Genomic DNA, 13,310 nt, shown 5'->3' with positions numbered 1-13,310 from the left:
TGCGGTGTTGATCGTGATGCCGCGCGCTTTTTCTTCTGGCGCTGCGTCAATTTGATCGTATGCTTTTGCTTCGCCGCCGAATTTCTTCGACAATACGGTTGCAATCGCTGCTGTCAATGTGGTTTTACCATGATCGACGTGGCCAATCGTGCCTACGTTGACGTGCGGCTTGGTCCGTTCGAATTTACTTTTTGCCATTTTATTCTTCCTTCAAAAGAGCGATTTATCTATAGTGGGACGCCCCTCGGGGCATCACTTGACAGTTATTTGCTGCGAACCAGGGAGCTTTGCATATACGCTCCACTCGCCTGGCCCTTTGTAACGAATGCGATTACTTCGGCGCCTTCGACGTGACGATTGCATCGATCACGTTTTTAGGTGCTTCAGAGTAGTGCTTGAATTCCATCGAGTAGGTTGCGCGACCTTGCGTTGCGGAACGCAACGATGTCGAGTAACCTAACTTTTCGGACAAAGGAACTTCGGCTTTAATGATCTTGCCGCCGCCGCCCGCGATTTCATCCATACCTTGCACCATGCCGCGACGTGAGGACAGATCGCCCATCACGGTACCAGCGTAGTCTTCAGGCGTTTCAACTTCGACCGCCATCATAGGTTCCAGGATGACAGGGCTGGCTTTACGGCAGCCGTCCTTGAATGCCATCGATGCAGCCATACGGAACGCGTTTTCATTCGAATCGACGTCATGGTACGAACCGAAGAACAGGGTGACTTTAACGTCAACCACTGGGTAGCCAGCGAGAACGCCGGAAGTCAGTGTTTCACGCACACCTTTTTCAACTGCAGGGATGTATTCGCGTGGAACGGTACCGCCCTTGATCGCGTCGATGAATTCAAAACCTTTGCCTGGTTCTTGCGGCTCAATTTTCAGAACCACGTGACCGTACTGACCACGACCACCGGATTGCTTGACGAATTTACCTTCGATTTCTTCGCAAACTTTACGGATGGTTTCGCGGTACGCAACTTGTGGCTTGCCGACAGTCGCTTCGACGCCGAATTCGCGCTTCATACGATCAACGATAATGTCCAGATGCAACTCGCCCATACCAGCAATAATGGTTTGACCTGATTCCTCATCGGTACGCACGCGGAACGATGGATCTTCAGCTGCCAGACGGTTCAGCGCCAGGCCCATTTTTTCTTGATCGACTTTCGTCTTAGGCTCAACAGCTTGCGAAATCACCGGCTCAGGGAACACCATGCGCTCGAGGACAACGATCGCTTTGTCGTCACACAGGGTGTCGCCAGTTGTCGTATCTTTCAAGCCAACGACCGCAGCGATATCGCCGGCGAGCATTTCCTTGATTTCTTCGCGCTGATTTGCGTGCATCTGAACGATACGGCCGACGCGTTCTTTTTTCTCTTTAACCGAGTTATAAACGGTGTCACCCGAGTTCAAGGTGCCGGAATAACAGCGGATAAAGCACAACTGGCCAACGAATGGATCGGTTGCAATCTTGAATGCCAGTGCCGAAAACTTTTCATTGTCTTCTGCCTTGCGCACGACAGGCTCGTCATCTTCGTTCATGCCTGGCACAGGTGGAATATCCACTGGCGATGGCAAGTACTCGATCACGCCGTCCAACATGGCCTGCACGCCCTTGTTTTTGAAAGCTGTGCCGCACATCATAGGCACGATTTCGCTGGCGATAGTACGCTGACGGATTGCAGCCTTGATTTCAGCTTCCGACAAATCGCCTTCTTCCAGGTACTTGTTCATCAGATCTTCTGACGCTTCAGCGGCGGCTTCGACCATGTTCTCGCGCCATTTTTTCGCTTCAGCCAGCAGATTGTCCGGAATATCGCGGTAATCGAACTTCATGCCCTGCGATGCGTCATCCCAGTAGATCGCCTTCATTTTTACCAGATCGATCACGCCTTCGAAGTTGTCTTCGGCGCCGATAGGCACTTGCATAGGGATAGGATTAGCCTTCAGGCGTGCGCGCATTTGCTCGTACACTTTGAAGAAGTTTGCGCCGGTACGATCCATCTTGTTGACGAATGCCAAACGTGGAACCTTGTACTTGTTAGCCTGACGCCACACTGTTTCGGATTGCGGCTGCACGCCACCAACTGCGCAGTAAACCATGCACGCGCCGTCGAGCACACGCATCGAGCGCTCAACTTCAATCGTGAAGTCAACGTGGCCTGGGGTATCAATGATATTGATGTGGTGCGGAGGGAAATTGTTTGCCATGCCCTTCCAGAAACAGGTCGTAGCAGCAGACGTAATCGTGATGCCGCGCTCTTGTTCCTGCTCCATCCAGTCCATGGTGGCAGCGCCATCATGCACTTCACCAATCTTGTGGTTCACGCCCGTGTAGAACAGAACGCGCTCAGTCGTCGTTGTCTTACCAGCATCAATGTGAGCCGAGATACCGATATTGCGGTAACGCTCAATGGGGGTCTTGCGGGCCATAATTAGTCCTAATTCTTTTAATGAACAAAACCGAGCGCCATTTTTTACAAAATGTGCCCGGCCTCGAACAAATTACACATGCGGCGAACTGCGTCTGCACAGGCAGATACGCAGTGCGACAATCTATTAGAAGCGGAAGTGCGAGAACGCCTTGTTCGCTTCTGCCATGCGGTGCACTTCATCGCGTTTTTTCATTGCGCCGCCGCGGCTTTCTGCGGCTTCCAGCAACTCGCCAGCGAGTCGTTGTGGCATTGATTTTTCGCTGCGTTTGTTTGCAGCTTCGCGCAACCAGCGCATGGACAAAGCCATACGACGGACCGGACGCACTTCAACCGGCACCTGGTAGTTGGCACCACCAACACGACGGGATTTGACTTCAACCAGCGGCTTGCAGTTAAGGATCGCAGCTGTAAATACTTCCAGCGGATCTTTACCCGATTTGGTTTGAATATGCTCAAACGCACCGTAGATGATGTTTTCTGCGACCGATTTTTTACCGGACAACATCAACACGTTAACGAATTTGGCGACATCAACATTGCCGAATTTTGGATCTGGCAGGATTTCCCGTTTGGGAACTTCACGACGACGTGGCATTTCGATTCCTTTCAATCTTCAGTTGAGGTGCAGCAACAGGTTTGCCGCACTCTCGCGGACAGTCATCATAACCATCCACTTACTCGGCCCATTGGGGACCGACACAATTTCGCGGAGACCGCGAAAATACTTAATTACTTCTTGCCAGCTTTTGCACGCTTGGTACCGTACTTCGAACGCGCTTGCTTACGGTCTTTAACGCCTTGGGTATCCAATGCGCCGCGAACCATGTGATAACGCACACCCGGCAAATCTTTTACACGACCGCCGCGCAACAGCACGACGCTATGTTCTTGCAGGTTATGGCCTTCACCGCCGATGTACGAAATTACTTCGAAACCGTTGGTCAAACGCACTTTGGCAACTTTACGCAGAGCCGAGTTAGGCTTCTTTGGAGTTGTGGTGTAAACGCGGGTACATACGCCACGTTTTTGCGGGCTGTTTTCCAGCGCCGGCGATTTGCTCTTGACGCGTGCAGAAACACGCGGCTGGCGAATCAGTTGATTGATGGTTGGCATCGCTCTTTTTCCAGCTAATACAACATTAATAATACGAACCCGAAATCGGTTGTCCGGGGACTAAAGAATCATTGCGGAAGAATTGAATTCAACGCGCGGCTCGATTGAACCTTGAAGGAGGAAAAGCGCGCAAAGAGAGTGCCAGGAAGAAATACTACACAGCAGACCAAAGAACGCTTAAGCCCAGCAGAGCTTAAAATCGAGAACTCGCGAGTATAGCCCTCTATGTTTGCGCGGTCAACTACTGTGTCGTGGCACCGCCAGTCAAGTTCGTTGCGAAACCACACAAATTCAGCTCAAAACCCGCTTTCAACAGCATTTTCTATTGAAAATAATCAACTACTTTCCATATTTTCAATTTATTTTTGATAAAGAAAGTTCATCTTCCAGCAATGAAAAACGGCACCAAGGTAAGCCTTGGTGCCGTCAAGTATTGCAATACGTGTGGCTTAAGAAGCGTCGGTATCGCTGTCCGGGGTGCTTGCGATATCTGCAAATTGCGCTTCCGCTTCAGCTGCACGGGCGGCTTTTTCAGATTGCAACAGGGCAGTACGCTCTTCCGCTTCCCACGATTCCTTTTCCTTGCGTGCACGGTGGAACGCGAGGCCGGTACCGGCGGGGATCAGACGACCGACGATGACGTTCTCTTTCAAGCCACGCAGACCATCGCGTTTGCCCATGATCGCAGCTTCGGTCAGGACACGTGTAGTTTCCTGGAACGATGCAGCCGAGATGAAGGAGTCGGTCGACAACGATGCCTTGGTAATACCGAGCAACACGTTTTCGTATGTTGCAGGGATCTTGCCCTGGGCAATGACGCGGTCGTTTTCGTCCAGCAATTCCGAACGCTCGACTTGCTCACCGACGATGTAGTTCGCATCGCCAGCATCGACCACTTGAACGCGGCGCAACATCTGACGCACGATCACTTCGATGTGCTTGTCGTTGATCTTCACGCCTTGCAAACGGTACACGTCCTGCACTTCGTCGACGATGTAACGTGCCAGCGCTTCGATACCCAGCAAACGCAGGATGTCTTGTGGATCGGCTGGGCCGTCAACAATCATCTCGCCCTTGTTCACAACCTGGCCGTCATGTACCAGCACTTGCTTGTCCTTGGTGATCAAGAACTCATGCTTGTTGCCGTCCATGTCTGTGATTTCCAGACGCTGCTTGCCTTTGGTTTCCTTGCCGAATGCAACCGTACCCGTGACTTCTGCCAGCATGCCGGCATCTTTCGGCGAACGCGCTTCGAACAACTCGGCAACACGCGGCAGACCACCGGTGATGTCGCGTGTTTTTTGCGATTCGGTCGGGATACGTGCCAGCACTTCGCCGACGGTCACTTGCTGGCCGTCTTTGACAGTGATCAGCGCGCCGACCTGGAAACCGATCGTCACTGCGTGCTCGGTACCGGCGATCTTGACTTCTTCACCTTGTTCGTTCAACAGTTTGACCTGTGGACGCACAGTCTTGGTAACCGAACCGCGACGTTTCGCATCGATAACAACCAGCGTCGACAGACCGGTAACTTCATCGATCTGACGGGCCACGGTCGAACCTTCTTCTACGTTCTCGAATTTCACCGTACCGGTGTATTCGGTAATGATAGGACGGGTCAATGGATCCCATGTTGCCAATGCAGTACCAGCCTTGATGACCAGACCGTCCTTGACGATCAGGGTCGCGCCGTACGGTACTTTATGACGCTCGCGCTCACGACCGTTGTCGTCCGTGATCAACACTTCACCGGAACGGGAAATGACGATCTGGCCGCCCTTGCCGTTGGTGACGTAACGCATCGTCGCAGTAAAGCGCACGGTACCGTTCGATTTGGCTTCCACCGACGAAGCAACTGCCGCACGCGACGCTGCACCACCAATGTGGAAGGTACGCATCGTCAACTGTGTACCTGGCTCACCGATCGATTGCGCAGCGATAACACCCACTGCTTCACCGGCGTTGACCATCGAACCGCGACCCAGGTCACGACCGTAGCACATTGCGCACAGGCCGAAGCGTGTATCGCAAGTCAAAGGCGTACGTACTTTTACTTCATCGATGCCGAGGCGCTCGATTTCTTCAACCATGTCTTCGTCCAGCAAGGTGCCGGCTGCATACAGGGTTGCCTGTGTTTCAGGGTTGACGATGTCGTTGGCTGCAACGCGACCGAGGATACGGTCACGCAATGCTTCAATGACTTCGCCGCCTTCGACCAGTGCCTTCATCGAAGCGCCGTTCGAGGTGCCGCAATCATCTTCAATCACGACCAGATCCTGCGTCACGTCGACCAGACGACGTGTCAGGTAACCCGAGTTCGCGGTTTTCAGAGCGGTATCGGCCAGGCCTTTACGTGCACCGTGAGTCGAGATGAAGTACTGCAACACGTTCAGACCTTCGCGGAAGTTCGCGGTGATCGGCGTTTCAATGATGGAACCATCCGGTTTCGCCATCAGGCCACGCATACCGGCCAGCTGACGAATCTGTGCTGCGGAACCGCGCGCACCGGAGTCGGCCATCATGTAAATCGCGTTGAACGATTCCTGCGTTGATTTGGTGCCATCGCGCTTGACGACGTCTTCAACCTTGAGTTGATCCATCATGGCCTTGCCGACGTCATCGCCTGCCTTGCCCCAGATATCAACCACTTTGTTGTAACGTTCGCCGGCAGTAACCAGACCGGACGAGTACTGCTGTTCGATCTGTTTGACTTCGCCTTCGGCGGTCGCAATGATGTCCACTTTTTGCGGCGGTACCAGCATGTCGTCGACGCAGATCGAGATACCGGCGCGCGTAGCGAGGCGGAAACCGGATTGCAGCAATTGGTCGGCGAATACTACCGTAGCGCGCAGACCGCACTTGCGGAACGACAAGTTGATCAGGCGTGAAATTTCTTTCTTTTTCAGCGCGCGGTTCAATACTGAGAACGGCAGGCCTTTAGGCAGAATTTCGGACAGGATCGCACGGCCGACTGTAGTTTCGTAACGGGTAACCGTTTTTTCGAATTCGCCGGTTTCGACATTCTTCGGGTACTCGGTAATACGCACGGTGACGCGGGAAGTCAGTTCGACTTCCTTGTTGTCATACGCGCGGATGACTTCCGAAACGTCCGGGAATATCATGCCTTCGTTCTTGCCGTTGATTTTTTCGCGGGTCGCGTAGTACAGACCCAGCACGATATCCTGCGACGGCACGATCGATGGTTCGCCATTCGATGGGAACAGGATGTTGTTCGAAGACAGCATCAAGGTGCGTGCTTCCATCTGTGCTTCGATAGACAGTGGCACGTGAACCGCCATTTGATCGCCGTCAAAGTCGGCGTTAAATGCGGCGCAAACCAATGGGTGCAATTGAATCGCTTTGCCTTCGATCAGGACTGGCTCAAACGCTTGAATACCAAGACGATGCAAGGTAGGCGCACGGTTCAACATGACCGGATGCTCACGGATCACGTCTTCCAGGATGTCCCACACGACTGGTTCTTGAATCTCAACCAGTTTTTTCGCAGCCTTGATCGTTGTCGCCAAGCCCATCAATTCAAGCTTGTTGAAGATGAATGGCTTGAACAATTCCAGCGCCATCAATTTCGGCAAGCCGCATTGATGCAATTTCAGTTGCGGGCCCACGACGATGACCGAACGACCCGAGTAATCGACGCGTTTGCCCAGCAAGTTTTGACGGAAACGACCGCCCTTGCCCTTGATCATTTCTGCCAGCGATTTCAGTGGGCGCTTGTTTGCACCCGTCATCGCTTTACCGCGACGGCCGTTGTCCAGCAGCGAATCGACCGCTTCCTGCAACATGCGTTTTTCGTTGCGGGTGATGATTTCCGGCGCGCGGAGTTCCATCAAACGCTTCAAACGGTTGTTACGGTTGATGACGCGGCGATACAGATCGTTCAGATCGGAGGTTGCGAAACGACCACCATCCAGCGGCACCAATGGGCGCAGTTCTGGCGGCAATACTGGCAACACTTCCATGATCATCCAGTCCGGCTTGATGCCGGAACGCTGGAACGCCTCGAGCACTTTCAGGCGCTTGGCGTATTTCTTGATCTTGGCTTCGGATTTGGATTCTTTCAATTCCTGACGCAGCATTTCTGCATCGCGGTCGATGTCGATCGAGCGCAGCAATTCACGGATGCCTTCGGCGCCCATGAATGCGGTGAAATCGTCGCCGAATTCTTCGTACTTGGCAGCGTAATCATCTTCCGACATGATCTGCGATTTTTTCAGCGGCGTCATGCCAGGGTCGGTCACGACATAGGCTTCGAAATACAGTACGCGTTCGATATCCCGCAGCGTCATGTCGAGCACCATACCCAGACGGGATGGCAGCGATTTCAGGAACCAGATATGCGCGGTAGGCGACGCCAGTTCGATGTGGCCCATGCGCTCACGGCGCACTTTGGCCAGCGTGACTTCAACGCCGCATTTTTCGCAGATGACGCCGCGGTGTTTCAGGCGCTTGTATTTGCCGCACAGGCATTCGTAATCCTTGATCGGGCCAAAGATTTTTGCGCAGAACAAGCCGTCGCGCTCAGGCTTGAAAGTACGGTAGTTGATGGTTTCCGGCTTCTTGACTTCGCCGTAGGACCACGAACGGATTTTTTCCGGGGACGCCAGACCAATTTTGATCGCGTCGAATTGTTCGTTTTGCTGAACTTGCTTGAATAGATCGAGCAGTGCTTTCATGTATCACTCCAGTTGGCGTGAAAAAACGCTTGATGATGAGAAGGTTGTGCCGACCCTGCTTTAAACCCTGTTCGCATGGACGGGAGAGCTGAGCCAGAAGATAAACTTCATGAGCTGAGTTCCGCACATACCGGGACAGACGACACCACCAAAAACTGCTGCTTTGCTATGAAACTTTTACTGCGAAATCATGTGCAACCAGATTTGGAACAGGCCGGCATTTCATACCAGATGAAATGCCGGCCCGCACAAACAGAGCCGACTTAGTCGCGTTCCAGATCGATGTCGATACCCAGCGAACGGATTTCCTTGACCAGCACGTTGAAGGATTCCGGCATGCCGGCATCGATCACGTGGTCGCCCTTGACGAGATTTTCGTACACTTTGGTACGGCCATTCACGTCATCGGACTTGACTGTCAACATCTCTTGCAAGACATAAGACGCGCCGTATGCTTCCAGTGCCCAGACTTCCATCTCACCGAAGCGCTGACCACCAAACTGTGCTTTACCGCCCAGTGGTTGCTGCGTCACGAGCGAGTAAGGACCGGTCGAACGTGCATGCATCTTGTCATCAACCAAGTGATGCAGCTTCAGGTAATGCATGTAGCCGACTGTTACCGAACGCTCAAACGCTTCGCCGGTACGTCCGTCATACATCGTGACCTGATTTTTCGACGGCGTCATGCCCAGTTGCTTGGCAATGTGATCCGGGTAAGCCAGATCGAGCATGCGACGGGTTTCGCCTTCGTCCGCACCGTCAAACACCGGCGTTGCGAATGGCACACCCTTCTTCAGGTTGCCAGCCAGGCCCAGGATTTCTTCGTCGCTCAAACTGTCGAGGTCTTCCTTCTTGCCCGACTCGTTGTAGATCGCGTCGAGGAACTTGCGCAGCTCGGCTATCTTGACTTGCGCATCGAGCATTTCGCCTATGCGCAGGCCCAGGCCTTTGGCAGCCCAGCCCAGATGCACTTCCAGAACCTGACCCACGTTCATCCGCGAAGGCACGCCCAGCGGATTCAGCACGACGTCAGCTGGCGTACCGTCAGCCATATGCGGCATGTCTTCGATAGGCAGAATGCGCGACACAACACCCTTGTTACCGTGACGACCAGCCATCTTGTCGCCAGGTTGCAGGCGACGTTTGACTGCCAGATAGACTTTGACCATCTTCTGTACGCCTGGCGGCAATTCATCGCCTTGCGTCAGTTTCCGGCGTTTTTCTTCAAACGCGAGATCGAATTGATGGCGCTTTTCAGCGATCGATTCCTTGATGGCTTCCAGTGCAGTTGCTGCATCGTCGTCAGCTGGACGAATATCGAACCAGTGGTATTTGTCCAGATCGGCCAAATAGTCCTTGGTGATTTTCGCGCCTTTGGCGATTTTCTTCGGGCCGCCGTTGACGACTTTACCGACCAGCATTTTTTCCAGACGCTGGAAGGCATCGCCTTCAACGATACGCAGCTGATCGTTCAAATCGAGACGATAGCGTTGCAGCTCATCGTCGACGATCTGCTGTGCGCGCTTGTCGCGTGCAATACCTTCACGCGTAAACACTTGCACGTCGATCACGGTGCCGACCATGCCTGACGGCACGCGCAGCGATGTATCTTTTACGTCGGATGCTTTTTCGCCGAAAATCGCGCGCAACAGCTTTTCTTCCGGTGTCAGTTGTGTTTCGCCTTTAGGCGTCACTTTACCGACCAGCGTATCGCCAGCGGTCACTTCTGCACCGATGTAGACGATACCGGCTTCATCCAGACGCGCCAGCTGGTTTTCCGCCAGGTTGGAGATATCACGTGTGATTTCTTCCGCACCCAGTTTGGTGTCACGTGCAACAACCGACAACTCTTCGATATGAATCGAGGTGTAACGGTCATCAGCCACAACTTTTTCAGAGATCAGGATCGAATCTTCGAAGTTGTAACCATTCCATGGCATGAACGCGACCAGCATGTTCTGGCCCAGAGCGAGTTCGCCCAGGTCAGTCGATGCGCCGTCGGCGATGACGTCATGTTTCGCAACGCGGTCGCCAACTTGCACGATAGGACGCTGGTTGATGTTGGTGTTCTGGTTCGAACGGGTGTACTTGATCAGGTTGTAGATATCCACACCGACTTCACCGGCTTGCGCTTCATCGTCATTGACGCGAATCACGACACGGCCTGCATCGATGTAATCAACCAAACCGCCACGCAACGCTTGAACGGTGGTACCCGAATCGACTGCAACTGTGCGTTCGATACCGGTACCGACCAATGCTTTTTCAGGACGCAGGCAAGGAACAGCCTGACGTTGCATGTTGGCACCCATCAATGCGCGGTTCGCATCATCGTGTTCGAGGAATGGAATCAGCGAAGCAGCAACTGAAACAACCTGGCCTGTCGCGACGTCCATGTATTGAACGCGTTCTGGCGATACCAGAATCGTTTCGCCGGCTTCACGTGCGGAAACCAGTTCATCGGACAACATGCCGGCCTTGTCGATCGTCGCATTCGCCTGAGCGATGATGTAACGACCTTCTTCAATCGCGGACAGATAGTCGATCTGGGTCGTGACTTTGCTGCCTTCGACTTTACGATATGGGGTTTCGAGGAAACCGTATTCGTTCAGGCGGGCATACATAGCCAGCGAGTTGATCAAACCAATGTTCGGACCTTCCGGTGTTTCGATCGGGCATACACGACCATAGTGCGTCGGGTGCACGTCGCGGACTTCAAAGCCGGCGCGTTCACGTGTCAAACCGCCAGGTCCAAGTGCGGAAATACGACGCTTGTGCGTGATTTCCGACAATGGATTGGTTTGATCCATAAACTGCGACAACTGCGAGGAACCGAAGAATTCACGGATGGCAGCAGAGATAGGCTTGGAATTGATCAAGTCATGCGGCATCAGGTTATCGGCTTCGGCCTGGCCGAGACGTTCCTTGACTGCACGCTCAACACGCACCAGACCGGCACGGAATTGATTTTCAGCCAGCTCGCCGACGCAACGTACGCGACGGTTACCCAGATGATCGATATCATCGACTTCGCCGCGACCATTGCGCAACTCAACCAGGATCTTGATCACGGCCAATACGTCTTCATTCGACAAGGTCATGGCGCCGGTCAATTCGTCGCGACCGATGCGACGATTGAACTTCATGCGGCCCACAGCCGACAGGTCGTAACGATCTGCGTTGTAGAACAAGCCATTGAACAATGCTTCAACCGAATCTTCGGTTGGCGGTTCGCCTGGGCGCATCATCCGATAGATCGCAACTTTCGCCGCCATCTGATCGTTGGTGTCGTCCATACGCAGCGTTTGCGAAATGTAGCCGCCCTGGTCCAGATCATTGGTATACAAAGTCTGAATGTTGGCGACATTGCCTTCGCGCAGGCGCGCCAGCAAATCTTCCGTCAATTCATCATTGGCGCTGGCTATGACTTCGCCAGTGCTTGCATCAACGATGTTTTTCGCCAGGATGCGGCCCAGCAGATAGTCTTCCGGAACCGAAATGTTCTTGATGCCGGCAGCTTCCACATCGCGCACGTGTTTGCTGTTGATACGCTTGTCTTTTGCAACCAGCACTTTGCCGGCTTTGTCGGTGATGTCAAAGCGCGCAACTTCGCCTCGCAGACGCTCAGGGACAAATTTCATTTCAGCGCCATCAGCGTGCAGGGCGAAATCATCGAAAACAAAGAAGTTTTCAAGGATCTGCTCCGGCGTCATGCCGATAGCTTTCAACAGGATGGTGACAGGCATCTTGCGACGACGATCGACGCGGAAGAACAGGATGTCCTTCGGATCGAATTCGTAGTCCAGCCATGAGCCACGGTAAGGAATGATACGTGCGGAGAACAGCAATTTACCGGACGAGTGCGTCTTGCCGCGATCATGTTCAAAGAACACGCCTGGCGAACGATGCAACTGCGACACGATAACGCGTTCGGTACCGTTGATCACGAAGGAACCGGTAGTCGTCATGAGCGGCAATTCGCCCATGTAGACTTCCTGCTCTTTCATTTCTTTAACGACCGGCTTGGTTGGTGATTCCTTATCCAGGATCACCAGACGTACCTTGGCACGCAGAGGCGACGCGTACGTCAATCCACGTTGTTGGCATTCTTTAACGTCGAACGGCGGATCGCCGAGCACGTAGGAAAGAAATTCGAGGCGCGCAAAACCATTGTGCGAAACGATAGGAAAAATGGACGTGAAGGCTGATTGCAAACCTTCATTTTTGCGTTGGGACGGTATTTTGTCTTCTTGCAAAAAGCCATGATATGACTCGAGCTGGGTCGCCAGCAGGAACGGAACGTTGTGAACGTTAGCGCGTTTCGCGAATGATTTGCGAATGCGCTTTTTCTCAGTAAATGAGTAGTGCATGGACACTCCGTGAGTGACAGGGAAGGATAGAGAGTTCAGGATTCAGGCCGCATTGCCGAACTGCCGGTACCGCACAATTCGAAACACTGAAACCTCAAGTCTCTGCCCTTCAAACAACCAAACCGCACACAAGATTACATGAAGTCAATCAAGCCTGCTGCTGGCCACATAAATTCAAAAACGACAAAGGAGCCAAAGCCGAACCGCCCTTTCGGGAGGTTTCGTGCTTTGACTCGAGCGCTCTTTATAAAGCGCGGGCAGATCGCAATTACTTGATATCTGCTTTTGCGCCAGCTTCTTCCAGTTTCTTCTTGGCTGCTTCAGCATCCGCTTTCGAAACGCCTTCTTTAACTGATTTTGGTGCGCCATCAACCAGGTCTTTAGCTTCTTTCAAGCCCAGGCCGGTGATTTCACGAACTGCTTTAATCACGCCAACTTTGTTCGCGCCGAAATCGGTCAGGATAACGTTGAATTCGGTTTGCTCTTCAGCAGCAGCACCACCAGCGGCGCCGCCAGCTGCAGGAGCCGACATTGCTGCAGCGGATACGCCGAATTTTTCTTCGAATGCCTTAACCAGGTCATTCAGTTCCAGAACTGTCAGGTTGCCTACGGCTTCCAGGATGTCGTCTTTGCTAATTGCCATTTGAAACTCCAAATTTGTTTGAATAGTTTAGTAACTAGACTGAGCGAG

7 protein-coding genes are annotated in these 13,310 nt (G+C 53.0%); all 7 read right to left on the bottom strand.

Annotation, left to right across the window (positions count from 1 at the left end; translation table 11 throughout):
- Positions 1 to 198: GTP-binding protein (locus tag Q7T06_RS12865; RefSeq protein ID WP_304785200.1), on the bottom strand; the 198-nt coding region annotated here is incomplete at its 3' end.
- Between the two features lie 133 nt (positions 199 to 331).
- On the bottom strand, positions 332 to 2,440 hold the full coding sequence (gene fusA / locus Q7T06_RS12860) for an elongation factor G (RefSeq protein WP_304785199.1): 2,109 nt from the start codon (positions 2,438 to 2,440) through the stop codon (positions 332 to 334).
- Positions 2,441 to 2,566: 126 nt separating this feature from the next.
- Positions 2,567 to 3,037, bottom strand: coding sequence for a 30S ribosomal protein S7 (gene rpsG / locus Q7T06_RS12855; RefSeq protein WP_304785198.1), 471 nt, complete (start codon positions 3,035 to 3,037; stop codon positions 2,567 to 2,569).
- A 134-nt stretch (positions 3,038 to 3,171) separates the two neighbouring features.
- A complete protein-coding gene (rpsL, locus tag Q7T06_RS12850) occupies positions 3,172 to 3,555 on the bottom strand; it encodes a 30S ribosomal protein S12 (protein ID WP_011872533.1) in 384 nt (127 codons plus the stop codon).
- A 449-nt stretch (positions 3,556 to 4,004) separates the two neighbouring features.
- Entirely contained in the window at positions 4,005 to 8,249 is a 4,245-nt protein-coding gene (gene rpoC / locus Q7T06_RS12845) for a DNA-directed RNA polymerase subunit beta' (RefSeq protein WP_304785197.1), read from the bottom strand.
- 263 nt (positions 8,250 to 8,512) lie between these two features.
- Positions 8,513 to 12,619: a DNA-directed RNA polymerase subunit beta gene (rpoB, locus tag Q7T06_RS12840; RefSeq protein ID WP_304785196.1), complete on the bottom strand. Its 4,107-nt coding sequence runs from the start codon at positions 12,617 to 12,619 to the stop codon at positions 8,513 to 8,515.
- Between the two features lie 268 nt (positions 12,620 to 12,887).
- Positions 12,888 to 13,262 (bottom strand): 50S ribosomal protein L7/L12, encoded by a 375-nt coding sequence (gene rplL, locus Q7T06_RS12835; RefSeq protein WP_304785195.1) that lies wholly within the window; start codon positions 13,260 to 13,262, stop codon positions 12,888 to 12,890.
- Positions 13,263 to 13,310: the final 48 nt, after the last annotated feature.

Origin of the sequence: Herminiimonas sp. (assembly GCF_030645555.1) — a bacterium.
In the GTDB taxonomy this organism is placed as follows: domain Bacteria; phylum Pseudomonadota; class Gammaproteobacteria; order Burkholderiales; family Burkholderiaceae_D; genus Oxalicibacterium.
Note: the sequence above shows the minus strand (reverse complement) of the source record. Positions and strands in the feature narration are given on the sequence as shown.